The sequence below is a fragment of the Ramlibacter sp. G4-7 genome, assembly GCF_057784995.1.
Genome location: NZ_JBYNTT010000013.1, coordinates 1 through 24949 on the forward strand (window position 1 = coordinate 1; position 24949 = coordinate 24949).

22 protein-coding genes are annotated in these 24949 nt (G+C 71.0%); 14 read left to right on the forward strand and 8 right to left on the reverse strand.

Going from position 1 to position 24949, the window contains the following annotated elements; all coding sequences use genetic code 11:
- Positions 1–598 (reverse strand): LysM peptidoglycan-binding domain-containing protein (locus AC3EGR_RS17800; protein ID WP_488547847.1); only part of this gene is annotated, 598 nt, incomplete at its 3' end.
- A 149-nt stretch (positions 599–747) separates the two neighbouring features.
- On the opposite strand from AC3EGR_RS17800, the gene AC3EGR_RS17805 reads away from it, so the two are divergent.
- From AC3EGR_RS17805 to AC3EGR_RS17815, 3 genes are all read left to right on the forward strand, one after another.
- Entirely contained in the window at positions 748–2019 is a 1272-nt protein-coding gene (locus AC3EGR_RS17805; protein WP_488547848.1) for a TIGR02270 family protein, read from the forward strand.
- Between the two features lie 68 nt (positions 2020–2087).
- Positions 2088–3671, forward strand: a complete 1584-nt coding sequence (gene tagH, locus AC3EGR_RS17810) for a type VI secretion system-associated FHA domain protein TagH (protein WP_488547849.1) — start codon at positions 2088–2090, stop codon at positions 3669–3671.
- Positions 3672–3683: 12 nt separating this feature from the next.
- Positions 3684–4433 carry a PP2C family protein-serine/threonine phosphatase gene (locus AC3EGR_RS17815; protein WP_488547850.1) on the forward strand — a complete coding sequence of 250 codons (750 nt, stop codon included), beginning with the start codon at positions 3684–3686 and terminating at the stop codon, positions 4431–4433.
- Positions 4434–4444: 11 nt separating this feature from the next.
- Here AC3EGR_RS17815 and tagF read toward each other — a convergent pair whose 3' ends face one another.
- The 5 genes from tagF to tssJ are packed head-to-tail and all read right to left on the reverse strand — an operon-like array spanning position 4445 to position 11880.
- Positions 4445–5152, reverse strand: a complete 708-nt coding sequence (tagF, locus tag AC3EGR_RS17820; protein ID WP_488547851.1) for a type VI secretion system-associated protein TagF — start codon at positions 5150–5152, stop codon at positions 4445–4447.
- 10 nt (positions 5153–5162) lie between these two features.
- Entirely contained in the window at positions 5163–8732 is a 3570-nt protein-coding gene (gene tssM / locus AC3EGR_RS17825; protein ID WP_488547852.1) for a type VI secretion system membrane subunit TssM, read from the reverse strand.
- Positions 8733–8737: 5 nt separating this feature from the next.
- A complete protein-coding gene (locus tag AC3EGR_RS17830) occupies positions 8738–10054 on the reverse strand; it encodes a DotU family type VI secretion system protein (RefSeq protein ID WP_488547853.1) in 1317 nt (438 codons plus the stop codon).
- An 18-nt stretch (positions 10055–10072) separates the two neighbouring features.
- Positions 10073–11410, reverse strand: a complete 1338-nt coding sequence (gene tssK / locus AC3EGR_RS17835) for a type VI secretion system baseplate subunit TssK (protein ID WP_488547854.1) — start codon at positions 11408–11410, stop codon at positions 10073–10075.
- Positions 11407–11880 carry a type VI secretion system lipoprotein TssJ gene (gene tssJ, locus AC3EGR_RS17840; RefSeq protein WP_488547855.1) on the reverse strand — a complete coding sequence of 158 codons (474 nt, stop codon included), beginning with the start codon at positions 11878–11880 and terminating at the stop codon, positions 11407–11409. Before tssJ ends, tssK begins: the two co-directional genes overlap by 4 nt.
- 98 nt (positions 11881–11978) lie before the next feature.
- Between tssJ and AC3EGR_RS17845 the strand changes: the two genes are divergently transcribed.
- A complete protein-coding gene (locus AC3EGR_RS17845; RefSeq protein WP_488547856.1) occupies positions 11979–13262 on the forward strand; it encodes a lytic murein transglycosylase in 1284 nt (427 codons plus the stop codon).
- Positions 13263–13289: 27 nt separating this feature from the next.
- Here the strand turns inward: AC3EGR_RS17845 and AC3EGR_RS17850 are convergent, their stop codons facing one another.
- Complete coding sequence (locus AC3EGR_RS17850) at positions 13290–14231, reverse strand: EamA family transporter (protein WP_488547857.1); 942 nt, start codon at positions 14229–14231, stop codon at positions 13290–13292.
- 114 nt (positions 14232–14345) lie between these two features.
- Here AC3EGR_RS17850 and AC3EGR_RS17855 point away from each other — a divergent pair, with 114 nt between their 5' ends.
- The 3 genes from AC3EGR_RS17855 (at position 14346) to AC3EGR_RS17865 (ending at position 16663) form a co-directional block, all read left to right on the forward strand.
- A complete protein-coding gene (locus AC3EGR_RS17855) occupies positions 14346–15704 on the forward strand; it encodes a M20/M25/M40 family metallo-hydrolase (RefSeq protein ID WP_488547858.1) in 1359 nt (452 codons plus the stop codon).
- A gap of 127 nt (positions 15705–15831) precedes the next feature.
- The gene (locus AC3EGR_RS17860) at positions 15832–16302 is read left to right on the forward strand and encodes a hemerythrin domain-containing protein (RefSeq protein ID WP_488547859.1); all 471 of its coding nucleotides are present in this window, start codon (positions 15832–15834) and stop codon (positions 16300–16302) included.
- Positions 16303–16429: 127 nt separating this feature from the next.
- A complete protein-coding gene (locus AC3EGR_RS17865; protein ID WP_488547860.1) occupies positions 16430–16663 on the forward strand; it encodes a hypothetical protein in 234 nt (77 codons plus the stop codon).
- A gap of 212 nt (positions 16664–16875) precedes the next feature.
- Here the strand turns inward: AC3EGR_RS17865 and AC3EGR_RS17870 are convergent, their stop codons facing one another.
- Positions 16876–17463 carry a TetR/AcrR family transcriptional regulator gene (locus AC3EGR_RS17870; RefSeq protein ID WP_488547861.1) on the reverse strand — a complete coding sequence of 196 codons (588 nt, stop codon included), beginning with the start codon at positions 17461–17463 and terminating at the stop codon, positions 16876–16878.
- 135 nt (positions 17464–17598) lie between these two features.
- Between AC3EGR_RS17870 and AC3EGR_RS17875 the strand changes: the two genes are divergently transcribed.
- From AC3EGR_RS17875 to AC3EGR_RS17905, 7 genes are read left to right on the forward strand one after another with little or no spacing between them, the layout of a single operon-like run.
- On the forward strand, positions 17599–18675 hold the full coding sequence (locus AC3EGR_RS17875; protein ID WP_488547862.1) for a 2,5-dihydroxypyridine 5,6-dioxygenase NicX family protein: 1077 nt from the start codon (positions 17599–17601) through the stop codon (positions 18673–18675).
- A 9-nt stretch (positions 18676–18684) separates the two neighbouring features.
- On the forward strand, positions 18685–19227 hold the full coding sequence (locus tag AC3EGR_RS17880; protein ID WP_488547863.1) for an SRPBCC family protein: 543 nt from the start codon (positions 18685–18687) through the stop codon (positions 19225–19227).
- A gap of 8 nt (positions 19228–19235) precedes the next feature.
- Entirely contained in the window at positions 19236–20090 is an 855-nt protein-coding gene (locus AC3EGR_RS17885) for an FAD binding domain-containing protein (RefSeq protein ID WP_488547864.1), read from the forward strand.
- Positions 20087–20584 (forward strand): (2Fe-2S)-binding protein, encoded by a 498-nt coding sequence (locus tag AC3EGR_RS17890; protein WP_488547865.1) that lies wholly within the window; start codon positions 20087–20089, stop codon positions 20582–20584. The genes AC3EGR_RS17885 and AC3EGR_RS17890 overlap by 4 nt, the downstream gene beginning before the upstream one ends.
- Complete coding sequence (locus AC3EGR_RS17895) at positions 20581–22935, forward strand: xanthine dehydrogenase family protein molybdopterin-binding subunit (RefSeq protein ID WP_488547866.1); 2355 nt, start codon at positions 20581–20583, stop codon at positions 22933–22935. Before AC3EGR_RS17890 ends, AC3EGR_RS17895 begins: the two co-directional genes overlap by 4 nt.
- A complete protein-coding gene (locus tag AC3EGR_RS17900; RefSeq protein WP_488547867.1) occupies positions 22932–23738 on the forward strand; it encodes an alpha/beta hydrolase in 807 nt (268 codons plus the stop codon). The genes AC3EGR_RS17895 and AC3EGR_RS17900 overlap by 4 nt, the downstream gene beginning before the upstream one ends.
- Positions 23739–23748: 10 nt before the next feature.
- A complete protein-coding gene (locus AC3EGR_RS17905; protein ID WP_488547868.1) occupies positions 23749–24948 on the forward strand; it encodes an amino acid ABC transporter substrate-binding protein in 1200 nt (399 codons plus the stop codon).
- Position 24949 lies beyond the last annotated feature (1 nt).

Genomic DNA, 24949 nt, shown 5'->3' on the forward strand with positions numbered 1-24949 from the left:
GCTCCGGCTCCTTCTCCACCCGCGGGGCGGGCGCGGGCGCCGGCGGGCGCGACTCGCGGGTCGCGACGACGGGGGTGGGGGCCCTCTCCTTGCCGGGGATGCGCAGCGTCTGGCCGCCCGCCACCTGCCGCGGCACGGCGATGCCGTTGTAGCGGGCGAGGATGTAGAAGGAGTAGATGTCGCCCAGGTAGCGGCCCGCGATCATCGACAGCGATTCATTGGGCCGCACGGTGTAGCTGAAAGACTCGCGGCCCAGGGTGGCCATCGGGTCGCTCGTGATCTGCCGCATCAGGTTCTGCGCGAGCTTGTTGTTCGGGTCGGTGGCCAATGCGCGCTGCAGCTCCGCACGCGCGTCGTCCTCGTGCCCGGTCTCCAGCATGCCCACCGCCGTCATCGCGCTGCGCTGCGCCTGCTGCTGCGCCGCCGCCGACACGGGACCGGTAGGCACGCTCGGCGCGGGGGCAGCGACCACTTCGGGCGCCGGTGGCGCCGCAGGCACGGGCGCGGCTTCGGCCGCGGGCGGCTTGGCCGGGTTCTGCTGGCAGGCAGCCAGCACCACGGCCGATGCGAACAGGAGGTGGAGGCGCAGCTTGGTCATACGGAGCTCCTCGTGCGTGGGGCGGCCCGCGGCCGCGTGCCTTGGCACGCCGGACGCGCCAGTGTCGCTCCGACGGCGCGTGCGGCAACGTGACTTTCGTTCATTGCCGCCGCGGCGCGCCCGGCCGAGCATGACTCGACCCCGCACCCATGCAGACGCTGGAACGCCCCCCCATCCCGGTCGTCGTGCAGCAGCACGCGGAGGAAAGCGCGATGCTGCGGCACGTCCGCTCGGTGCTCGTCCGCGCGCCCCACGTGCGCCTGCGGCACCTGGGCCGGCTCGACGAGCGCATCGCCGCGCACCTCGATGGCCTCGCGGTCGCGGGGCGCTACGGCACGGCGCTGTGCACGGCCGCACTGGAGCGCGCCGGGGCCGGCGAGGTGTTCGCGCTGGCGGTGCGCGTCATCGACGAACGCGACGACGCCGCGCTCGGCCGCCTCGTCGCCCTGGCCGGGGCCCTGCCCGACGCGCAACGGGGCCTGCTGTCCGCGTTCGGCTGGGTCTCGCCCGCGCAGCTGCAAGGCGTCGTCCAGCCGCTGCTCGCCTCGCCCGACGCGCACCGGCGTGCACTCGCCCTCGCAGCCTGCCGGCTGCACCGCGTGGACCCGGGCGCTGCGCTGGCCCGGGCGCTGGACGACCCCGCTGCGGTCCTGCGCGCGGCGGCATGGCGCGCGGCGGGCGAACTCGGGCGCACGGACCTGCTCCCGTGCGCGCGCGATGCGCTGGCCGATGCGGACGAAGACGTCGCCTTCCACGCAGCGGCGGCGGCCTGCCTGCTGGGGGAGCGCACGGCGGCTCTGGACAGGCTGGAAGCCCTGGCCGGCGGCGCTGGCGGCCACGTCCAGGCGGCACGCGCGCTGGCGCTGCAGGCTGCGGAGTTCGAGCGCGCCCGCGCCATGGTGCGCAGGCTCGCCCGGGCCGGCGCGGAAGACGCGGCCCGCAAGCGCGCGGTGATCGCCGCCTGCGGCCTGCTCGGCGACACGGCCTACGTGCCATGGCTCGTGGAATGCATGGAGGATGACCTGTACGCCCGGCTCGCAGGCGAATCCTTCTCGCTGATCACGGGCGCCGACCTGGCCGCGCTCGATCTCGAACGCAAGCCGCCCGAGCACGTCCCCGGCGGCCCCACCGACGATCCGGAAGACGACAACGTCGCACTCGATCCGGATGAAAGCCTGCCCTGGCCGGATCGCGAGCGCATCACACGCTGGTGGCAGGCACGTGCGTCGGCGCTGCCCGTCCACGGCCGCTGCTTCATGGGCCGGCCGCCGGCGGCCGCGCACTGTGCCGAGGTGCTGCGCGACGGCTTCCAGCGGCAGCGCATCGTCGCCGCGCGCTGGCTGGTCCTGCTGGCGCCCGGCACGCGGCTGTTCCCGCTCGCCGCACCGACCTGGCGGCAGGAACGGCTGCTCGCCGGGTGACTTTCGTTCATTGCGGGAGCACGGCCACGGCACGACCATGGCCGTCTCCCATGGCGAGGGGAAGGCCCATGACCCTGACCTTGCGCGCTGTGTCGCTCAACGACCAGCCGCTGACCCAGCCGATCACGGCGCACTTCGACCGCAACGGCGGCACCATCGGGCGCGCCGACCACAACACGATGGCGCTGCCGGACCCGGAGCGCCACATTTCGCGCGAGCAGGCGGAGGTCATCGGCGGCATCGGCGGCTACGTGATCCGCAACGTCGGCAGCTCCAATCCGATCATCGTGCGCGAACAATCCCTGGCACACGGCGAGTCGGCGCCCTTGCTGCACAACTCGCAGGTGCGCATCGGCCGCTACCTGCTGGAGGTGGTCGACGAGGGCGAGGGGCCTGCCGACGCCGACGCCACGCGCACGCGTCCTGCCGTGGACGGCCTGCCTGCGGCGCGCACCGGCGCGGCCGGCCTCGGCGCGGACCTGCTGCGGCCGCTGTCCCCGGTGAATCCCTTCGCGGACCTGCTCGCCGCGCCGGCACAGCCCCAGCCGAGCGCGACGGCCCATGCGCGCGCCGGCGGCGCCGCCAGTTCGTCCGCGCCGGTGCGGCTGCCCGACGACTTCGACCCCTTCGCGCCGCCCGCGTCGGCCCCGGTCACCCCGGCGCGCAGCCGGCCTGCGGGTGCGTTCGACGACCTGATCCCGGCAGCCGCGAGCGGCTCGCTCGACGACCTGTTCGGCCTCAAGGGCTCCGCCGGCGACGATCCGCTGGCCGGCTTCGTCGCCGGCCTGCAGCCGGCACGCGCCGGCGGCGCCTCCCTGCCTTCGACGGATCCGCTGGTGCTCTTCGGCGGCCCGGCGGCCGCTGCGCCGCCGCCGGAGGTCGCGCCGGATCACACGCCCGAGCTGCGCACCGCCTTCACGCCCCCGCGCCCGGTGGCGGCGGTCGCGCGTCCGCAGCCGCGGGCCGAGGCCGCACCGGTTGCTGCCCCCGCGCCTGCCGCGCCCGCTGCGGTGCCCGAAGCCGCCGCCGCAGCCACCCCCTTTGACAGCGAGGGCGAGGCCCTGTGGGCGGCGTTTTGCGAAGGCGCCGGCGTGCAGGTCAGGCCGGCCCAGGGCGTGGACGCGGAACTGCTGCGCCTGGCCGGCGCGCTGCTGCGCGCGAGCATCGACGGCGCGCTGCAGCTGATCGCCGTGCGGGCCGCGACGCGCCACGAACTGCACGCGCAGGTGACCGTGATCCAGGCGCGCAACAACAATCCCCTGAAGTTCTCGCCGGACGCGCAGTCGGCGCTGGAGCAGCTGCTGCAGCCGCCCATGCGCGGTTTCCTCCCGGGGGCGGCGGCCGTCACCGAAGCCATGGACGACCTGGTGGGGCACGCGATCGGCACCATGGCCGGCACGCGTTCGGCGCTGGAGGGAGTGCTGGCCCGCTTCTCGCCGCAGGCGCTGGAGGCCAAGCTGGTGGGGCGCTCGATGCTCGACAGCCTGCTGCCCATGGCGCACAAGGCCAAGCTGTGGGAGCTGTACCTGCAGCACCATGAAGCCATCCGCGACGAGGCGCAGGAGGACTTCCATGCGCTGTTCGGCAAGGCCTTCCTCGACGCCTACGAGCAGCAGCTGGACCAGCTGCGGCGCGAGCGGCAGCGGCACTAGGCGATCCCGTCCATGTTCGAGATCGCTGCCGCCAGCCGCAGCGAGCGCGGCCAGCGCGAACGCAACGAGGACCGCGTGCACGCCTCGCACCACGGGCCCTTGTGGCTGGCCGTGCTGGCCGACGGCGCCGGCGGCCACCACGGCGGCGCCGAGGCCTCGCGCCGGGCCGTGGAGAACCTGCCTGGCGCATTGGCGCTCGCGGAGACGGCCTTCAGCGCGGGCGCGCTCACGCGCGCGGTGGTGGCGGCCCACCACCACGTGCTGGCAGGCCAGCGCAGCGGCGACGGCCTGGACCGCATGCATTCGACCGTGGTGGTGCTGTGGATCGATGCCGCGGGCGGCCGGGCGCTGTGGACGCACGTGGGCGATTCGCGCCTGTACCTGGTGCGCCGCGGCGTGCTGCGCCAGCTCACGTCCGACGACAGCGTCGTGCAGCGCATGGTGGACGCCGGCGTGCTGACGCCGCAGCAGGCGCTGGTGCACCCCAACCGCAACCAGCTGATCTCCGCGCTGGGCATCGAGGACGAAGTGGAGCCGCACACGCTGGCGCAGGCCGTGCCGCTGCAGGCCGGCGACGCGTTCCTCCTGTGCAGCGACGGCTGGTGGGGCCCCCTGGCCGACGAGGAGGTGCTGGCGACGCTCTCCGGGGCCGACACGCCGGAGGAATGGCTGGACTCGATGCAGCGCGGCATCGAGGCGAAGGGGCAGCCGCGCCAGGACAACTTCAGCGCCATCGCCGCCTGGGTGCTGCCGGCCGCGTGACCGGCCGCGGCTCAGGCCTGCGTGTTCGCCAGCAGCGCCGCGAAGGCCGTCCCGTCCGGCAGGCCGGGCAGGATGGCCAGGCTGTCGTCGCTGCCTTCCGCGCTGCAGCGCCACCACAGCGTGCAGCCCGCCAGCCGCGCGTGCAGCTCGCGGGCGGCGAGCGCATGGACCCAGTGCGACAGCGGCGCCGGCCGGCCCAGGCGCAGTTGCTCGGCGCGCGCGGATGGCTGCACGGAGAGCGCCGGCGCGCGGCCCGGAGTGGGCCAGGGGGGCGCCTCCTGCAGCGCCGCCTCCAGCGCCTGCACCGAGCCCTCGCCGGCCTGCAGTGTCGCCATCGCCGCCTGGGCCAGGTGCGCGTACCAGCGCTCCAGGTGGTCCAGCGCGATGCGGTCCTGCGGCGCCTGCGCGCGCGGCTGCGCGATCAGCAGCGGGAAGTAGCGACCCACGCTGTCGCAGCTGGGCATGAGCAGGCCGAACCACCATTGCCGGTCCACGACCCCGGGGGCCCAGGCGAAGCGCAGCACCGGCGCCGTGAGGTAGACGTCCAGCCAGCGCGATCCCAGCTGCTCGCGCGCGCCGTGCAGCGCGCCCGCCAGCCAGCCGTCGCAGGCGCGCAGCCACTCCGGCGGCAGGCGCCGGTGCGCGAAGTCGCCCAGGGCCGCGAGCTTGCCGTACCAGCCCGGTCCCTCGCGGACGTCGCCGGGCGCGGCAGCGGACATGGCGGCTCCTTCACAGCCCCGTGGGGCAGGCGAAGTCGTTGAGCTCGCGCAGGCGGAACGGGTTGCGCACGCTCGTGGCGGTGACCTCGAAGATCGCCTTGCGGCCATCGACGTCGAAGGTGGCGCGGAAGCGCTCGGGCGCGTCGCCCGGCTCGATCTTGACGCGGTCGAACAGGCGCAGCAGCGCCCAGGGCCCTTCGTAGACGGCGCCGAAGGTGTTGCTGGCGCCGGGCGGGCTCACCTGCACGCGCACCTGCGAGCTGCCGCGCGGGCCCGGCCACTGCACCGTGGTGGGCACCTGCGGGCCGTGGTCGTAGCGCACCACCTGGCCGTCGACGTCCAGGATGAACTGCTTGAGCGCCGCGTCCATCTCCAGCGGCTTGAACTGCAGGCGCAGCGAAGGCGTGTTGCCGGCGGGGAAGAACGTTTCGCGGATCGCCTGCGCGCGCTGGAACTGGGGCAGGGTGCCGTTGTCCACGCCCAGCGGAACCCCCTCCACGGCGCGGAACTTCCAGGGCCGCGTGGAGGTGTCGACGTAGGGCGCGAGCTTCTGCTGGAACAGCTGGTCCATCTTGCCGCCCGGCGCGAACAACGTGGCGAAGTCGGCCTGCGTCGCGTCGCGCGCGGAGCCGCGGTCCAGCGGGTAGCGGCCGGAGACCGCCTGCTGGCAGAACTCGCCGACCTGCGAGCGCACCTCCTGCGCCAGGTTCTGCCGCACCAGCAGCTGCGACACCTGGGCACTGCCTTGCGAGAGGTTGTCCATCATGCCGCGCACCGGCTCGGGCATGCGCGCCGCCTCGGCCTTCACCTTGTTGGGAACCGGCGAGACCGGCGGCGCCGCGCCGCCCTTGATCGCCGTGTCCACCGCATTGAGCAGCACGTGCACCTCGCCGATCAGCGCCAGGCTGTCGTCCATCGGCGACTTGCCACCGGGGGGCGCCGTGACGAAGGCGCGCAGGCCGGTGAAGCGGTCGTCCACGATGGCTTCGATGCGCGGCGCGTTGGGATCGGCCTTCTTCTGCGCCAGCAGGTCCGACAGCGCCTTGCGCCCCTTCTTCAGCGCGTCGCTGGCGGTGTCGCTGCCCTTCTCGATCACGTTCTTGCCTGCGGAGGCGAGCAGGGTGGTCTCGCGCGACATGGCCTTCATCAGCGGCGGCAGCGGGCTGTCGGGTGCGGACAGCTGGCGGGCCATCTGGATGGACACCGGCAGGCTGGACATGGGCTGCAGGCGCACGTCCGAGATGAATCCCTGCCAGGTCGTGGCGTACTCGTTGAGGTAGATCCGCCGCACGTCGTCCAGCAGCTGGTCGTCCGCCACCACGGTGGCAGCCGCGTCGCGCGGTGTCTCGGCGATGCCCAGCACCCAGGCCTGCTCCTCGGCGAGCTGCCGCGCCACGCGGCTGACTTCCTTCTGGAAGCCGCGGTGGTAGCCGTCGTAGGTGTAGAGGCCGGGCACGCCGCGCGTCAGCGGCGCGCCGCTGGCGCGCTGGAACACGAGGGCGGCGTTGTTGCCGGCAGCCTTGATCACGGTGAACTCCGGGAACTCGCTGCCCAAGCCGCGATGGCGCATGCGGTTGTAGATGCGCTGGGGCAAGGGCACGGTGGCCAGTCGGCTGCGATGGAAGTCCACCAGCTGGCGGTCCGGCGGCAGCGGCGACACGGCGGGCCCCATTGCCAGCAGGGCGTCCAGGTGTTCGCTGAGCTGCGCGCGCTGCTCCGCGTCCAGCGAGCGGCCGAACTGCGCGTCCCAGTCGGCTTCGACATAGGCCTTGAGCGCGTCGCCGTCGAAGTGCTGGATGTCGCGCAGCATCAGGTAGGTCTTGAGCGCCTCGTACTGGCTGTCGGCAGCCGCGCCCGCGGTGCGCAACTGTTCCTCGACGCGCAGCCCCACGCGCGGCAGCATCGCATCGACCAGCATGCGGCCGTAGGCGGCGCGCGCCGCGCTATCGAGCTTGCCGCCCTGGTACAGGCCGAAGCCCAGCTTCCAGGGCACCGAGCCCTCGCTCTTGGCCAGGCTGCGCGTTGCATCGAGAGCCGGGATGATCGGCTGCAGGTCGGCCGAGGCGCGGTTGGGCGTTTCCTGTACCAGCTGGCGCACGCGCTCGACGCGCAGCGCGACCTCGTCGACGTAGCGGCGGTTCTGCACGTAGCTCAGGGTCCACGCCGCCAGCGCACCGACGGTCACGGTTCCCAGCGCCGCGTAGGCGCCCAGGGCCAGCCAGCGGCTGCGTCGTTCCCATTTGAGGTTGGTGCCCGCCAGGCCGTTCTCCGCGATCACCACCTCCCCCATCAGCCGCGACAGGAAGTAGCTGCGCCCGCTGGCCTGCTGCGGCGGGATCACGGCGCGTTCCAGCTGGTAGCTGCGCGCGATGGCACCGAGCACGCGGTCGATGGGGGTGCCTTCCTGCGTGCCGCTGACGAAGTAGAAGCCGCGCAGCATGGGCTCCGGCTCGAAGGCGACCGGGGCGAAGGCTGCGTCCAGGAACTCCTGCAGCGGCCCCCGCAGCGCGCCGAACTGGCCGGGGAAGCCGTAGATGCGGGCGCGCGACTGCGGGTCGCGCTCGGCCTGCAGCCGTTCCACGAGGCCGTCGTCCAGCCGCTGCAGCAGCGCGTCGAACTCCGGGCCGAACCGTGCCAGCCCGTGCGCCGCGCCCTGTTGCAGCGCGAAGGTGGCGCCCCAGGGCGTGGCGCGCTGTTCCTTGTCCAGCGTCGCGAAATACTCCATGAAGCCGGCCATCAGGTCGGACTTGGTGACCAGCAGGTAGACCGGGAAGCGGACACCGAGGCCCTCGTGCAGCTCCTGCACCCGCGCCCGCACCGTGCGCGCGTACTCGGCGCGGGCCGCGGCGTCGCGTGCCAGCAGGTCGCTCACCGACACGGTCACCAGCACGCCGTTGACCGGCTGGCGCGGGCGCGACTTGCGCAGCATCGCCAGGAAGCCCGACCAGGTGGCACGGTCGTTCTCGCGGTTGCTGTCCTGCGTGGTGAAGCGGCCGGCGGTGTCGATCAGCACCGCGCTGTCGGTGAACCACCAGTCGCAGTCGCGCGTGCCGCCCACGCCGCGCAGCGCCTGCTCGCCCACGTTCGCGGCCAGGGGGAACTTCAGCCCGCAGTTGCGCAGCGCGGTGGTCTTGCCGGAGCCGGGTGCGCCGATGATCACGTACCAGGGGAGCTCGTAGAGGTATCGCCCGCCCAGCCGGGCCGACCAGCCGGCCAGCACGCCGCCGTTGCCGAAGCGCGCGCGCTTGAGCGTGAGCAAGGCCTGCTCGAAACGCTGGCGCACGGCGGCGAGGTCGGGGCTCTCGGCATCGGCGCGTGCGCCGGCCGGTGCGGCCAGCAGCTGGTTGACGACGGCGGTGTTGCCGCGGCGCGCCTGCCAGCGCTGCCAGGCCACGGTGGCGAGCACCAGCGCCAGCAGCGTCGCGATGGTGGTCCAGCGCGCTGTCTCGCGCTCCAGCGGCCGCGCGTCCGCGATGGCGACCAGGGGCCCGACGATCCAGATCACGACGCCGACCGCCATCAGGATCACCGCCAGCAGCACCCAGCGGTTGAAGACCAGGGACAGCAGCTTCTTGAACATGGCGATCACCTCGTGGGCGGACGTGCGGCCGGGTCCGCGCGGCCCACCACCAGCGTGATCTCCACGCGGCGGTTCATGGCGCGGTTGGCCGCCGTGTCGTTGTTCGCCAGGGGCTCGGCGTCGGCGCGACCCTCGGCGCGTATGCGTTCCGGGGCGACCTTGCGGGCGACCAGCAGGTCGCGCACCGACTTCGCCCGCTCCTGCGACAGGTGCCAGTTGGACGGAAAGCGGGCCGAGCGTGCGATCGGCTGGCTGTCGGTGTGGCCGGTGACCAGGATGTTGCCGCTGACCTGGGCGAGCGCGTCGGCGATGCGTCCCATCAGCGCCTCCCGCTCGGGCAGCAAGGTGGCACTGCCCGGGGCGAAGGCTCCGTCGCCGCGGATCGTGACGACGCTGCGGTCGACGTCGTCGCGCACCGCGACCAGTCCGGCCTTGATGTCGGGCTCCAGGAATTGCGCCAGGCGCGGCTTGGGCGCGGGCAGGGGCGCGGCCACCACCGGCGGCGTGAGGCGAAGTCCCTGGATGCGGCCGAACACGGGATCGGAGCGGTTGCCCAGCGAAAAGGTGTAGGCGAGGTAGCAGGCCAGCATCAGCAGGGCGGCGACTGCCGCGGTGGCGGCCAGCGGCAGCCAGCTGGCCGCGGCGCGGCGGGCGACGACCTGCGTCTGCCAGTGCTGCGCGAGGGCGCGGCACGGATCGCCGCGTTGCTGCCGCAGGATCTGCGCGAGCTTGTCGCGCACGGCCTCCAGCTGCGCGCGGCCGTTGTCGACCACGCGGTAGCGTCCCTCGAAGCCGAGGGCCGCGGCGCAGTAGATCAGCTCCAGCAGGTCGCGGTTGACGTCCGGCTTTTCGGCCAGCCGCGCCATCAGCTGGAAGACCTTCTCGCCGCCTTCGGTCTCGTTGTGGAACATGGACAGCAGGCTGTGCCGGGCCCACACCCCGCCGCCGCCCCAGGGCGTGTCGGCCGCGGCTTCGTCGATCATCGTGCAGATGACGTAGCGCGCCGCCATCACGCGCTCGGGCGCGATGCCCTGCTGCGCCGCGCTGGCCGCGAAGTCGCGAATGCCCTGGGCCAGCGAGCTGCGCAGCGCGGAGACGTCCTCGACATGGCGCGTGGCGCGCAGCTGCGGGACCGCCAGCAGCAGCCGGTTGGCCAGCGCCACCAGCGGATTGAGGCCCTGGTCCGGCGCCGGTCCGCCACTGGCCGCGGGCGCGGCTTCCTCCCGCAGCGGCAGCACGCGGCCGCCTGGATTGGGCTTGACGAAGGTGTGCTGGGTGTCGTCGAGATCGGCGAAGGGGTCCTTGACCGCGAAGCTGTCCATCGCTGGCCTTTCAGGGGATCAATGCCGGATGGCCCACAGCTCGAGTTCGAGCGCGGGGAAGTCGCCTGCCACGTGCATCGCCAGGCTGCCGCTGCGCTCCAGCTGCTTCCACAGGTCGCCGCCGCGGTCGATCTCGAAATAGTGGAAGCCGGCGTGGAACGGCAGTTGCCGTGGCGCGGTGGGCAGGGAACGCAAGGTGATGCCGGGCAGCGCCAGGTTCACGAGGTCGCGCAGCCGTTCCGGCGGGCCCAGCTTGGCCTGGGTGGGAAGGCGGGTGCGCAGCTGTTCGGCCGGCATCTGCGCGTTGGCGGCCAGCACGAAGTTCGCGTTGCGGGCGAGCTCCGCGTCGGGGAACACCGCGAGCCGCACGCCGTGCCCGCGTTCGGCCAGGTCGATCTGGATGGCGTTGCGTTCGAGGACCGTGGACAGCATGCGGCGCAACTCGGCGACCACCGGCTGGAAGGTGGCCTGCAGGTCGTCGTGCCGGTACACCGGGTGCTCGGAAGCGCAGCGCGACTCGCTGGCGAAGGTGGCCAGGTCGCCGGCCAGCTCCAGGCACGTGTGGTACAGCGCTTGCGGCGGGCTGCTGGGCGCGAGCGCGTGCTGTCGCAACACCGGCTCCGCGCGGTTGAGGGACTGCAGCATCAGGAAGTCCGCCATCTCGGAGACGCCGTGGCTCAACTGGCCCATGCGCCCGGCCAGCGCGCGGGCGCGCTGGCGCACGAGGCCGTGCAGCAGCGCGGCGTGTTCGGAAAGCTGCTGGCTCGCGTCGATGCGCGTCTGCGGCGCGATGTACCCGCGGTCCAGCACCACCTGGCGGTCGGCGCGGCGCTCCACGACACGCGCCACGCCGAGGACCGCATGCGCATCGGTCACTTCCTTGGCGCGCGTCAGGCGCAGTTCCAGCGCGCTGGTCTGCACGGCTTCGGGCTCGTCCACGGCGTTGGTCTGGTCACGCAACTCGGCGTTCACCGCGCGCCAGCGGCACAGGTCCGGAGCGCCGGCTTCTCCGTCGAAGCGCACCTGCGTGACACCTTCGCGTGCCAGCGGCACCGCCAGCACGACCAGCTCGCCCTTCATGTCCGCGGGCACTTCCAGCGGTGCGAGGGCGGCGTCCTGCTGCGGCACGGAGAAGGGCGTCCCGTCCGGCAGGATGCCGCTCGCCCGCAGGACGCCCACGCGCCCCATCGCCAGCAGGGCTTCGTCCAGGGCCAGCTCGAAGAAGCCCCAGGCGTGCACACCGGCCGCGCGCAGGCGCATGGCGGCCGCGTACTCCACGTGCCGCGCTTCCTGCTGGAAGTGGTGCGGCAGCAGGAACATGCCCTGCGACCACACCACCCGGTCTGACAGGCTCATCGGCCGCCTCCGCTGACGGCGGTCTCCACGGCCAGCTCGTTGGCGTGGATGGTCACCTTGTGCATCTGGCCCGGCTGCACGGCCACGACGCTGCGCCACTGCGCATGTTCGACGTCGCGGTAAGCAGCCAGCACGCCGAGGAAGCGCGTCTCCGGCGCCAGGGTCTTGGCGAAGGTCTTGGATTCCCCCGGGGCGAGAACGAACTCGTCCTTGCCCAGCAGGTCTGCACCCAGCTCGGCCTTGTCGCGCTGGTAAAGGGACATGAAATCGGCGGCATTGAAAGCCGCGGCCGTCTTCAACTCGTACACGCGCACCAGCACGGGCGAGGGCCGCTTGCTGGCGCTGGGATTGACCTTGGCGGACGCCTCGATGGTGCCCGCCACCTGTGTCGGCTTGGGCGCGCCGGCACATGCCGCCACGGTCAGGAGCACCCCTGCCGCAGCAACCCGCTTCAGGGCGAAGAGGTTCAAGATGCTTGTCTCCGGTCGTGTGCAAACGAGGATAGCCACGGGGCGCGTGCACACCTCGTGACTTAGGTAATCGCCGGCCCGGCCTACACTGCCCCCGCATGAGACGACGGTGGCTCGCAGCAAGCCTCTCGGCGGCCCTCGCGTCCCTGGCGAGCGCCGCGATGGCCCAGGACCCGGCTTCGCTGTCGCCTTGCATCGGCGCATTGCGCGCGGAGCTGCGCGCGCATCCCGACGTGGCGCCGGGGACTTTCGACACCTACACCCGCGACGTGCAGGACCTGCGCCCGGTCATCGAGAACGCGACCCGGGCCCAGCCCGAATTCGAGATTCCCCTGTGGGACTACCTGGCGCGCCGGGTCGACGCGCAGCGCATCGCCGACGGCCGCGAACTGATGCGGCAGCATGCGGCGGCCTTGCAGGTGATCGCGCAACGCCAGCGGGTGGATGCGGCAACCATCGTCGCCGTCCTGGGCATCGAGACGGACTACGGCCGCGTCGCAGGCCGGTACCCCGTCGTGGACGCCACCCTCAGCCGCGCCTGCCTCAACCTCGACAGCCGGGAGCGCAAGCAGCACTTCTACGACGCGCTCTGGCTGCTGCAGGAGCGCGTGGTGCAGCCGGAGATCTTCCTCGGCTCCTGGGCCGGCGCGTTCGGCATGACGCAGTTCATGCCGGCGACCTTCCGGCGGTTCATGCGCGACGATGCCGCTTCGCCCGCAGCGGACATCTTCGGCAGCATCCCCGATGCGCTGGCCACCACGGCGCGCTACCTGCGCGGGCTCGGCTGGGAAGACGGGCTGCCCTGGGGCATCGAGGTGCGCGCGCCCGCCGAACTGGCGCGCTTGCACGCGCCGGAGGGCGACCATGGTTGCCTGCAGCCTGGTCGACCGAAGGGACGCTGCCGCACGCTGCAGGAGTGGAGCCGCGCCGGCGTCAGCCGTGTCGACGGCAGCCCGCTGCTTCGGACGGATACCGCGGCCGCGACCTCCGCAGCCCTGCTGATGCCGGCCGGCCCCACCGGCCCGGCATGGCTGGTCACGCCCAACTACCAGGCGGTCTGGCGCTACAACCGTGCGGACGCCTATGCGCTGGCGATCGGGTTGCTGTCGGACGCCCTGCGCGGATCGGCCGCGCAGCAGGTGGCCTGGCCCGGCGACGACCCCGGCTTGTCGCGCGCGGAATTCCGTGAGCTGCAGCAACTGCTGCGGGACCGGGGGAACTGCGAAGTGACCGTGGACGGTTCGGAAGGGCCTCGCACCGGCGCGGCGATCCGCGCAGAGGAAAGCCGCCTGGGCTGGCCGGAGACCGGGCGGTCGGGCGGCAAGCTGCTGAATGCCTTGAGGGGCGAGGCGTCGGCGGCAGCGGGATGCGTCGTTCGCTGAACTCGGAGGAGAGGTCCCGCGCGCGCCTTACTTCCTGCGCAAGAACATGACGCAGGCAAGCGCCGCTGCCACCAGGGCAATGCCGGCCCACTGCGACGCGGAGGCGCCTTCGCCCAGCAGCCCCATGCCCGCGGCAATACCCACCGCCGGCACGCCGAGGCTGAACGGCGCCACGCGGTTGGCGGGATGGCGTTTGAGCAATGCGGTCCACATGCCGTACGCGGCGATCGTTGCCACCCATCCGAGGTAGGCGACGGCGGCCCAGCTCCAGGCATCGGCCTGCAACCAACGCCACCGGGATTCCGGCGCGTCGAAGCACAGCGAGAGAACGAAGAAGGGCAGCACGGGCACGGCGCTGGCCCACACCACGAGGCCGAGGGCATCGAAGCCGGTGCTCGAAGCCTGCGCCTGGCGGGCCACGATATTCGACGCACCCCAGGAAGCGGCAGCGCAGAGGTTCAGGACGAACCCCAGCGCGGTGGTGGTGCCCGCCGCCGCCGTGGAATGCGGGAGCACGTACGGCAGCGCGAAACACACCAGGGCCGCCGCCGCCAGCGCAAGGCCGGCCTGCAGCGGCCGTCCCGGCCGCTCCCGCAACAGCGCGAAGCCGAAGATCGCCGTGAAGAACACCTGCGTCTGCATCAGCACGGATGCGAGCGATGCCGTCATGCCCGCCCTCAGAGCTGTGAACAGGAATCCGAACTGGCCCAGGCCCTGGAACAGGCCGTACAGCACGACGAAGCGCCAGTGCAGGCGAGGAGGGCGCACGAACAGCAGCAGGGGCAGCACGGCGAACAGGTAGCGCGCCGCACCCAGCTGGAAGGGCGTGAAGTGGCGCAGTGCGGTCTTCATGACGACGAAGTTCGTGCCCCAGATGACGACGATGGTCAGCGCTGCGAGCAGCTCACCGCGGCTGAAGCCGCGCACGGCCGCAACGGCGGCTGGTTCTGGAGGGGTGGCTGTGGGCATCGGTCGCGAACGGGCGCCGATCATGCCAGACGGCTGCGCGGCCGCCGTGGGGAGCGATCGGTTCGCGCATCGCTGACAATCTTGCCTCCAGCTTGTCTTTCCCTCGTCACCCGCATGATGTCCAGCCCCACACCCACCCGCCTCGTTTCCATCCTCGCACTTGCCGTGGCCGCCGCCTGCGGCTCGGGGATGGCGCAAGCCCAAGGCCCTGTCGCACCGACGCCCACGCCGGGGACGGCGGTGGACAAGGCGTACGCACAGCTGCTGGATGCACCCCAGGTGCGCAAGCTGCTCGACGCCGTGCGGGCCGACCACGCGAGGTCGGTCGAGGACCTGAAGGCGTTGACGGAGATCGAGGCGCCTCCCTTCAAGGAACAGAAACGGGCCGAGGCTTTCCTCGCGCGCGTGAAGGCCCTGGGCATCGCCGACGCCAAGATCGATGCGGAAGGCAACGTCGTCGGCCTGCGCAAGGGGGTCGGCAACGGCCCGACGCTGCTGGTGTCGGCGCACCTGGACACCGTCTTTCCGGCCGGCACGGACGTGAAGGTGAAGGAGCGCGACGGCAAGCTCTACGCGCCGCGCATTTCCGACGATACGCGCGGCCTGTCGGTGCTGCTGTCCTGGATCAAGGTGCTGCACGACAACGATGTCCAGACCGTGGGCGACCTTCTTTTCGTCGGCAACGTCGGCGAGGAGGAACTGGGCAACCTGCGCGGCATGAAGCGCCTCTTCCAGGACCACCTGGAGATCGACGGCATGGTGGGCCTGGAACCGGCGCCGGATGGCAACGTGCTCGTCCTGGGCACCGGCAGCCATCGCTACGAGGTGACGTTCAAGGGCCCCGGCGGCCACAGCTACGTCGCCTTCGGCACCGTGCCCAGCGCCATCCATGGCATGGGGCGCGCGATCGCGAAGATCGCCGAGGTGCAGACGCCGTCCTCGCCCAAGACCACGTTCACGGTCGGCACCGTGGGCGGCGGCACGTCGGTCAACACCATCGCGCCGGACGCGAAGATGGCAGTGGACATCCGCTCCGATGCCATGCAACCGCTGCTGGACACCGAGAAGAAGATCCTGGCGGCAGTCGACGAGGCCGTGGCCGAGGAGAACAAGCGCTGGAACGTCAACACGCTGACCGCCTCCGTGCGCCTCATCGGCGACCGGCCGGGCGGCAGGACGCCCGCGGATGCGACCATCGTTCAGGCCGCCGTGCGCGCCAATAAAGCCTTCGGCCACGAGACGGTGCTCACGGGCGCCAGCACGGATGCCAACGTGCCGATGTCGCTGGGCATTCCGGCCATCATCATCGGCGGCGGCGGCAAGACCGGCGGCTTCCACGCCATGAGCGAGTGGATCGACGTCACCGATGCCTGGAAGGGGGCGCAGAACGCCCTGGTCACCGTGCTCGGCCTCGTCGGCGTGCGCGGCGTGTCGCAGCCGCTGCTGGAAAAGCGGCCGGTGCGCAGCAGGTAATCCGCTGGTTCGACGGGCGTTGACTGCCGACCTTTCGCGGCGCACGATGGGCCGGCGGCATTCCCGAAGGACTCAACATGCTGGCGGCTGGATCTGCGTGGAGGATTCTCGCGGCTGAGCACACGCGTTGCGGCACCTGTTGGTCGGGATCAAGCGCACCGTCGAAGACGGCGCGTGGCAGCGTCCGGGTCCGCAGCTGAGCCTGCTTCGGCGGCGGATCCAGGAATTCCAGCACTTCGAAACCCAGACGCACCGGCCGAAGGGGCACGTTCTCCTGGACTCCGTTCGCGGCAGGTCGGCAGAAGCCGACCTTCTGCTCGACGCGCTCGAACAGGAAAGCCGCGAGTGCGAACAACTCCTGATGCGGGTGGCCCGGCTGCTCGCTGCACTCGACGAGGGCGGCGATGCCGACAGTGGCGAGGTCGGATCGCTGTTGACGCAGCATGGCGAGTCGATGATGCGGCAACTGGATCGGGAGGACACGGCCCTGCGCGCGTACACCGCGCAATTGCTCACCTCCGAGGAATGGTCTGCCGTGGTGTCCTCGATCTCCCGCGAGGTCCGCAAAGCGAGGCCTCGAACCCCGAAGACAGGGTAGAGCACCAGCGCGCCGCGCCGCCGCGGTCGCGCATGTCCTTCCGTCGCAGGGCGTTACCCGCCGGTTGAGCAGGCTCCTTTCCTTTTCATCGCATAATGTTGCACCGCAGCAAAGTTTGGAGTGCGACGTGGATGATTCAGACTGCGAACGGATGTACTTCAGGGTTCTGGATGGCGAAGGAAACAGCCATCCGGCCGTGGAGTACCTTGCTGCCACCCTGGACCAGGAGCCAGTGCATGAGGTCCTGCCCTTGCGACGCTTCGTGAAGCTCATAGGGTCGGGCGAACGACTGGAGTCCCTCGGAGGCGGCCAGTTCGTCGGCTTCCGCAGTCGACGCACGTATTCGGTGCAACTGCGGTGAACACGACGATCCTCTTGCGCTGAGAAAACCCAACGGGCATTTCAATACGCCGATGCCGGGCAGGCGAGACGTCGGGTGCCATGTCGCCGCGGGTTGCGCCAGCGAACGATATCTCCAATTCTCCTGACTGACTTGGGGCGCTGGCCTTTCCCAATCGCTGCGCGCGGAAGTCCGTTTCCGTCCTCCGCGACATGCATCGCCGGAACCGTCAATCAGTCGATTTTCCGTGCGCCCGATGTACCACGCTGCAAGACCTCGGCAAGGAGTCGCACCGTCGGAGCGGTGCACGCCGCGCCGTGGGCAAGGTGGTAGTTCATGGCGAACCCGTCGAACGCCATCAGCACCACGCCGGTGAGGGTCGCCGCCTCCGTGGCCGAGACCGAGAGGCAGTCCGCCATCCAGTGCGCCACCCTGCGCTCGACGGTCAGGCGCAGCTTCGGGCTGTATTGCTCGCTGCGGCTCGTTGACAGTGCCTGCACGAGGTTGTTCGCAAAGCCGTTCGCCTCGCGCGGCAGGTCGCGCCACAGCCCCTGCAGCACACGCTCGAGCCGGCCAGTGCGCGAGTCGATGCGTTGCAGCGAGCGCTCGAGCCTGTCCAGGAAGTTCATGAGCCAGGGCTCGTACAGCGTGAACAGGATCTCCAGCTTCGACGAGAAGTAGATGTACACGTTGCCCGTGGAAATCTCGGCCGCGCGGGCGATGGCGGGCAGCGACGTCTCGCTGTAGCCCTGCTCGGTGAACAGCCTGAAGGCCGAGTCCAGGATCGCCTGGCGGACGTCTTCCTTCTTCCTTTGCGTCATCGACGTCGTCCTCCTTGGGTTAGGGATAGTACCCTCCGCTCGCTTGCAAAATGAAAGGCATTCACTATTGACTTGGATCAATGCAGGGGCTTACGCTTCGCGCAACGCACTTTCGTGTTCAGGACAGGAGCTCCCTTGGAAGCAGCGATCCGCACCCAGGAACTCAATCCCGCCAAGCTGGCGTCGCTTTTCAAGCGGCAGTTCGAGCTCTGCAAGGTCGGGCCGGGACAGACCGTCGCCGTCGTGAGCGACCTCGGGACCCGCCGCGAATACATCCAGTCGGCTTTCGCCGCGGCGGAGGAGATCGGCGCGGACATCTACGAAATGTGCGTCAACGCCATCCCCGGGTGGACCAGCGTTGGCGTGCCCACCATCGGCAAGTGCAAGGGCACGCTCGAGGCGCTGATGGCCTGCGACATGGTCCTGATTTTCCACGTGCCGCTTTTTTCCAAGTGGCTGCGCCAGGTGATGGACAAGGGCGTGCGCGTGCAGATGATCATCGACGCGCCGGACGACCTGTACCAGCTGCAGTCACCGCCGGGGCTGAAGGAGGCGATCAAGCACGCCGAATCGCTGTACCGCGCGACGCGCGAGGTGCGCGTCACCAGCCCGCACGGCACGGACTTCACCTACCGCTGCGGCGAATACCCGGTCATGAGCCAGTGGGGCTTCGCCGACGAGCCCGGCCACTTCGACCACTGGGGCGTGGGCCTGCTGCACACCTTTCCCAACGAGGGCAGCGCCCAGGGAAAGGTGGTGATCGCGCCCGGCGACATCGTCATCCTGCCGTATTGCCGCTACGTCGTGGATCCGATCCAGCTGGAGATCCGCGAGGGCCACATCACGAAGATCGAGGGCGGCGTCGACGCGACGTTGATGCGGGAATGGCTGGCCGAAGGGCAGACCTCGGGTGAGGACCGCGACCCCTATGCGGTCTCGCATCTGGGATGGGGCCTCAACCCGCAATGCCGCTGGGACGCCCTCGCGCTCTATGGCGACGCGCCGGAGCGGGCGCGCGCAGCTGCGCGCAGCTTCCCGGGCAACTTCCTGTTCTCCACGGGCCCCAACACCCAGGGCGGCGGCAAGCGCACCACGCGCGGCCACTACGACGTGCCCATGCGCGACTGCTCCATCGCGCTGGACGGCAACGTGGTGGTGAAGGACGGCCGCATCGCGGACCCTGCCATGATCGTCAAGCGCGTGCCGCGCTGAGGAAGCCGCATGCAGATCCAAGGCGAATTCGAGGTCCCGGCGCCTCCGCAGCAGTTGCTGGTGCAACTGCTCGATCCCGGCTTCACCGCCGCCTGCCTGCCGGGCTGCGAGGAGATGGAGCGCGTCGACGACAGCCGCTACCGCGTCGTGGTGCTCATCGCCATGGCCGGCATCAAGGCCCGCTTCAACCTGGTGGTGGAAATCACCCGGCGCGACGAGGCCAATGTGTGGGCCGTGACGCGAGGCGAAGAGGGCGGCCAGTCCAGCACCCTCCAGGCCGACAGCCAGGTGAGCCTGCAGGCTGTCGATGCCGGCACGCGCGTGAGCTACCGCACGGAGGTCAACGTCTCCGGGCGCCTGGGCCGCTTCGCCCTCGGCATGATGAAGAAGAAGGCGCAGAGCCTGGGCGACGAGTTCGCGGCGAACCTGCGGCGCAAGCTCGTGGCGGCCGGCGAGCCGGTGGCCGACGCGGCACCTGCGCCCGAGGCATGGGCTGGGCCCTGGCCGCGCGTCGCCAGCGGCACGCCGCCTTCCTCAGGCGGCGCAAGCTAGGAGCCGCGATGGAAGAACTGCAAGGGCTGTTCCGCCCGGCGACCATCGGGGAGGCGGTGGCGCTGCTGGCGCGCGACCCCGAGGCGCGCCCCCTGGCCGGCGGCGCCACGCTGGTGGCCATGATGAATGCGCGCGTGGCGGAGCCGAAGGCGCTGGTGAGCCTGGCAGGGATCGCGGAGATCCGCGGCATCTCCCTGTTGGCCGACGGCCGCGTACGCATTGGCGCTTTCACCCGGCATCGCGAAACGGCTGCCTGCGACGTGCTCACCGGGAGCGCCGCGGTGCTGCCGCATGCCGCGTCGCAGATCGCCAATGCGACGGTGCGCAACATGGGAACGATAGGCGGCTCGATCTCCTTTGCCGACCCGGGGCTGGACTACCCGCCGGCCCTGGTCGCCGCCGGCGCCACGATCGAGATCGCGTCCACGGCCGGCGCGCGCAGCATCGGCGCGCGCGAATTCTTCGTCGACTGGTACACCACAGCACTGGAGCCGGGCGAACTGGTGACAGCCGTGATCGTGCCGCGTCCGCAACCTGGCGCGGGGCACTATGCCAAGCATGCCCGCGTCGCGGGCGACTACGCCACGGCCTCGGTGGCCTGCAGCCTGGAGGCGGCGGGCGCGTGCCGTGTGGCGGTGGGCGCCTGCGGGCCCACGCCGCTTGCCAATGACGAGGTCGACGCGCTGCTGTCTTCCGACCGCAGCGACGCGGCTCTGGCCAGGGCGGCCACCTGGCTCGCCGAGCAGGCCGATCCCCTGGACGACGTGCGCGGTTCCGCGCAGTACCGCCGCCGCCTGATCGCGCCGCTGCTGGCGCGCGCCGTGCGCGCCGCCGAACGAGACCTCGAAGGCCGCCGCCCATGAGCGCAACCTCCCCGCAAGACAGCTGCACCCTGCGCATCAACGGCGAGGCCGCGCAGGTCCGCGCCGGCCTGGCCGACACCCTGCTGACCGTGCTGCGCGACCAGCTGCAGCTCACCGCCGCCAAGCGCGGCTGCAACCAGGGCGTGTGCGGCGCCTGCACGGTGAGCATCGACGGACGCACGGCCCGCGCCTGCCTGAGCCTGGCGCACAACTGCGAACAGGTGGAAGTCCGCACGCTGGAGGGCCTGCGCGACACGCCGACATTGCAGGCGCTGCAGCGAGCCTTCGTCGACAGCGGCGCCTTCCAGTGCGGTTTCTGCACGCCGGGCATGCTGGTGAGCGCGCATGCGCTGCTGCAGGCGAATGCGCAGCCCGACGAGACAGCCATCCGCACCGCGCTGTCCGGCAACCTGTGCCGCTGCACGGGCTACGTCAAGATCATCGAGGCGGTGCAATCCGCCGCCACGGCCTTGCGCGCGGGAGCGTCCGCATGAACGCGCCGGCAACGCTTGCGATGGCCGGCGACGCCGTCGGCAGCGACGTGCCGCAGGTCGACGGCAACGAAAAGCTGGATGGCAGCGCGCAGTACATCGCGGACCTCTACCGGCCGGGCATGCTGCACGGCGCGATCCTGCAAAGCCCGCATCCCCACGCGCGCATCCGCGGCTACGACCTGAGCGCGGCCCGCGCGCTACCGGGCGTGCGCGCTGTCGTCACGGGAGAGGACGTTCCCGACAACCAGCACATGGGCGCGTTCATCAAGGACGAGCCCGCCCTCGCCAAGGGCAAGGTGCGCTACGTGGGCGAGATCGTCGCCGCCGTGGCGGCCGATACCGAGGCCATCGCCCGCGCGGCCACGCGGCTGATACGGGTCGACTACGAACAACTGGCGCCGGTGCTGGATCCTGCCGAAGCGCTGGCTCCCGGGTCGGCGCTCGTGCACGAGCACTCCGCCGGGTACGTCAAGGTGTTCGATGCGGGCACCGAGGGCAATCTCTGCTCGCGCACCTCCCTGAAGGAAGGCGATGTCGCCTCGGCCTGGTCGCAGTGCGACGTCATCGTGGAAGGCACCTACCAGACGCAGGCGCAGGCGCACCTGTCGATCGAGCCCTGCGGCGCCCTGGCGGAGGTGGACGCCGCCGGCCGCATCACCTTGTGGTCGGCCAACCAGTCCGTCTTCCGCGTCCAGGCCAATGTGTGCGAGTCGCTCGGGCTGCCCATGACCCGGCTGCGCTGCCTCACGCCGCGCATAGGCGCGGGCTTCGGCAACAAGATGGAGCCGCACGTGCAGCCGGTCGTGGTGCTGCTGGCGCTCAAGGCGAGGCGGCCGGTGAAACTGATCCTCAGCCGCGAGGAAGACTTCGAGTCGGTGCGCGCGCGCCACCCGATGACCATCCGCATGAAGACGGGTGCGCGCCGCGACGGCACGCTGCTGGCGCGAGAGACCGAACTGCTGCTCGATGGCGGCGCCTACGGCGACGACAGCCCCGGGGTGCTCGGGTACGCGCTGCTGATGAACTGCGGGCCGTACCGCATTCCGCACGTGCATGCCCACGGGCGGGTGGCGTACACCAACAAGCTGCGCTTCGGCGCCTTCCGCGGTTTCGGCGTGCCGCAGGTGACCTTTGCCTCGGAGCAGCAGTTCGACGAGATCGCGGCGCGGCTGGACATGGACCCGATCGCCCTGCGCCGCCGCAACATGCAGCGCCAGGGCGATCCGTGGTTCGGCGGCCAGGCGGTGCTGTCCAACGGGTTGGCCGAGTGCCTGGACAAGGTGGAACAGGAGTCGGGCTGGTCAACGCGCCGCGCCGCCTCGGCCAGGCAGGCCGGCAGCAAGCGGCGCGGCTTCGGTGTCGCCCTGTCCGGGCACATCAGCGGCCTGCTGGCGTCGGGCGCCATCGTGCGCATGCTGGAAGACGGCACCGTGCTGCTGAACACCGGCGCGGTGGACATCGGCCAAGGCTCCAACACCGTGCTCACGCAGATGTGCGCACAGGCCCTGAAGCTGCCGGTCGACAAGGTGGCGGTCGCCAGCCCCGACACCGATGGCTCCCCCTACAACTGGGGCACCACCGCGAGTCGCGTCACCTACGTCACCGGTCGCAGCGTCGTGGGCGCTTCCGAGGAGGTCGAGCGCAAGCTCAAGGAGCATGCGGGCCAGATGCTGGAGTGCTCCGTGGAAGACCTCGAGCTGCGGCCCGGTGGCCTGGTGGGCATCAAGGGCGTGCCGGGGCGCAGCGTCAGCTTCGCGGAGATCTCGGGGCGCGCGCACTGGGCTGCGGGCGGCCCCATCATCGGCAGCCACAGCTGGGTGTTCGACCAGAAGACCTACGACCCCAAGCGCGCGGTCGCTGTGGGCCTGCCCTTCCCGCAGATCGGCATCTACAGCTTTGCCGCCCTCGTGGTGGAAGTCGAGGTGGACACGGAGACTGGCCGCACGCGCGTGCTCGGGGCCTGGACCGCCGCCGACATCGGCAAGGCGATCAACCCCCTGATGGCCACGGGCCAGCTGGAGGGCGCCTTCGTGCAGGGCATGGGCTACGCGCTGACCGAGGAGATGGTCTGGGACGGCGGCCGGCTCGCCAACCCCAGCCTCATGGACTACAAGATCCCGACCTTCGCGGAACTGCCCGAGACCTTGCGCGCCTACCTGGTGGAGTCGCACGAACCCAGCGGCCCCTTCGGCGCCAAGAGCGTCGGCGAGATCGGCATCAATGCCGTGGCCGCGGCGATCGCCAACGGCGTGGCGCACGCCACCGGCGCGCGCATCCACCGGCTGCCGCTCACCGGCGAGCGGGTGCTCGATGCGGTGCAGGCCGCGCAGGCAGCGAGGACGGGCGAATGAGGATCGACCAGTATCCGACGCAGGAGCCGCTCTCGCCGCTGGGAGCGCGCTACCAGGACGCGATCCTCGCACTGGGGCAGGGCATCGCCGGCGAGGAGCATCGCTATGGTGACGATCCCTACCAGGGTCTCACCGTGTTCCGCGCCACGCGGCCCAGCGGCGACGTGCTGCTGTTCCTGCATGGCGGCGGCTGGACCAGCGGGTACAAGGAGTGGATGCACTTCATGGCGCCGGCGCTCACCGCGCGCGGCGTGACATTCGTGAGCGCCGGCTACCGGCTCGCGCCGCAGCACCCGTTCCCCACCGGCTACGAGGACGCCGCGCGTGCGCATGCCTGGGTGCGGGAGCGCATCGCCGGTTTCGGCGGTGATGCGCGGCGGGTGTTCGTCGGCGGGCATTCGGCGGGCGGCCACTACGCCGCGCTCATGGCTGCACGGCTGCCGCGGGGCGAGGTGGCGGGTTGCCTGCCCGTCTCCGGCGTGTACCGCTTCGGCGAAGGCAGCGGCCTGGCGGTGCGCCCGCGCTTCCTGGGCGGCGACCCGCAGGCGGAGGCGGCAGCATCGCCCCTGGGGCAGGTGCACGCCGCTTGCCCGCCCTTCCTGCTCGCGCACGGCGAGAACGATTTCCCCCACCTCGTGCAGCAGGCCGCGCAGATGCAGGAGGCGCTGGCCGCCGCCGGTGTTCCGGTGCAGCGCATCGTGCTGCCCGGACGCGACCACTTCAGCGCCAGCACCGCCTGCGGCGAAGCCGACGGCCCCTGGGTCGGCCCCGCCGTGTCCTGGATGTCCGATATCCGTTCCTAAGGAGACAGCAATGCACAGTCCGCACTTCCCGCGTCGTCTCGTCCTCGGCAGCCTCGCGGCGGCCGGGCTGGCCCTGTCCGGGCTTTCCGCTCTCGCGCAGGCCGACAAGCCGCTGCGCCTGGGCTTCTCCATGGCGCGCACGGGCATGCTGGCCAATGCCACGCCCTCGCAGATGAACACCTACGAGCTCTGGCGCGACCAGGTCAACGCCCGCGGCGGCATGGACGTCGGCGGCGTCAAGCGCAAGGTGGAGTTCGTGGTCTACGACGACCAGTCCAAGCCGGAACAGGCCGTGCGGATCTACGAGAAGCTGATCACCGACGACAAGGTGGACCTGCTGCTGGCGCCCTGGGGCACGCCCTTCCACATCGCCGTCGCGCCGGTGCTGGAAAAGTACAAGTTCCCCATGGTGGGCAACACGGCCGCCTCGGTGGCGCTGCGCCAGGTGAAGCCTGGCTACATCTGGTTCCCCACGTCCGCCATCCCCGACCGCATCGGCGCGGAGCTGACGGCCTTCCTCAAGGCCAACAACGTGAAGACCGCGGTGGTGATCTCCAACGTGCTGCCCTTCACCAAGGAGATCAAGAACTTCCTGGAGCCCGAGCTGAAGAAGGGCGGCATCGAGGTGAAGATGTCCGCCGAGTACCCGCCGGACGTGAAGGACATGACGTCCATGCTGACGCAGGCGAAGCAGGCCAATGCCGATGCGATCCTGGCGCTGGCGTATCCGGGCGACTCGGTGCTCTATGCAAAGCAGGCCAAGGAGCTGGGCCTGAACAGCAAGTTCCAGTTCGTGGCCATCGGCCCGAGCGATCCCTTCTTCCCCAAGGCCGTGGGCGCCACTGCCGCCGAAGACGTCGTCACCATCGCGCACTGGTCTCCGCGTCCGCAGTGGAAGGGCTCGCAGGCGTTCTACGACGCCTACGTCAAGAAGTACGGCGAGGATCCGGACTTCCTGAACTCCGCCCTGGCCTGGATGTCGCTCGAAATCCTGGAGAAGGCGGTCGCGCAGGCGGGGCTGGACAAGGCGAAGATCCGCGACGTCATCAGCAAGCAGACCTTCGAGACCATCAATGGCCCGGTGCGCTTCGACGGCGTGCAGAACGCCATCACGCCGACGGCCTTCGTGCAGTACCAGGCCGGCAAGCTGCAGGTGGTCTGGCCCAAGTCCATCGCCAGCAGCCAGTTCAAGGCCAAGACCGGCTGGTAAG

Excerpts from the sequence above, each read along its gene's own strand:
- AC3EGR_RS17805 (WP_488547848.1), top strand. The coding sequence starts at position 748 with ATGCAGACGCTGGAACGCCCCCCCATCCCGGTCGTCGTGCAGCAGCAC.
- tagH (WP_488547849.1), top strand. The coding sequence starts at position 2,088 with ATGACCCTGACCTTGCGCGCTGTGTCGCTCAACGACCAGCCGCTGACC.
- AC3EGR_RS17815 (WP_488547850.1), top strand. The coding sequence starts at position 3,684 with ATGTTCGAGATCGCTGCCGCCAGCCGCAGCGAGCGCGGCCAGCGCGAA.
- tagF (WP_488547851.1), bottom strand. The coding sequence starts at position 5,152 with ATGTCCGCTGCCGCGCCCGGCGACGTCCGCGAGGGACCGGGCTGGTAC.
- tssM (WP_488547852.1), bottom strand. The coding sequence starts at position 8,732 with ATGTTCAAGAAGCTGCTGTCCCTGGTCTTCAACCGCTGGGTGCTGCTG.
- AC3EGR_RS17830 (WP_488547853.1), bottom strand. The coding sequence starts at position 10,054 with ATGGACAGCTTCGCGGTCAAGGACCCCTTCGCCGATCTCGACGACACC.
- tssK (WP_488547854.1), bottom strand. The coding sequence starts at position 11,410 with ATGAGCCTGTCAGACCGGGTGGTGTGGTCGCAGGGCATGTTCCTGCTG.
- AC3EGR_RS17845 (WP_488547856.1), top strand. The coding sequence starts at position 11,979 with ATGAGACGACGGTGGCTCGCAGCAAGCCTCTCGGCGGCCCTCGCGTCC.
- AC3EGR_RS17850 (WP_488547857.1), bottom strand. The coding sequence starts at position 14,231 with ATGCCCACAGCCACCCCTCCAGAACCAGCCGCCGTTGCGGCCGTGCGC.
- AC3EGR_RS17855 (WP_488547858.1), top strand. The coding sequence starts at position 14,346 with ATGATGTCCAGCCCCACACCCACCCGCCTCGTTTCCATCCTCGCACTT.
- AC3EGR_RS17870 (WP_488547861.1), bottom strand. The coding sequence starts at position 17,463 with ATGACGCAAAGGAAGAAGGAAGACGTCCGCCAGGCGATCCTGGACTCG.
- AC3EGR_RS17880 (WP_488547863.1), top strand. The coding sequence starts at position 18,685 with ATGCAGATCCAAGGCGAATTCGAGGTCCCGGCGCCTCCGCAGCAGTTG.
- AC3EGR_RS17885 (WP_488547864.1), top strand. The coding sequence starts at position 19,236 with ATGGAAGAACTGCAAGGGCTGTTCCGCCCGGCGACCATCGGGGAGGCG.
- AC3EGR_RS17890 (WP_488547865.1), top strand. The coding sequence starts at position 20,087 with ATGAGCGCAACCTCCCCGCAAGACAGCTGCACCCTGCGCATCAACGGC.
- AC3EGR_RS17895 (WP_488547866.1), top strand. The coding sequence starts at position 20,581 with ATGAACGCGCCGGCAACGCTTGCGATGGCCGGCGACGCCGTCGGCAGC.
- AC3EGR_RS17900 (WP_488547867.1), top strand. The coding sequence starts at position 22,932 with ATGAGGATCGACCAGTATCCGACGCAGGAGCCGCTCTCGCCGCTGGGA.
- AC3EGR_RS17905 (WP_488547868.1), top strand. The coding sequence starts at position 23,749 with ATGCACAGTCCGCACTTCCCGCGTCGTCTCGTCCTCGGCAGCCTCGCG.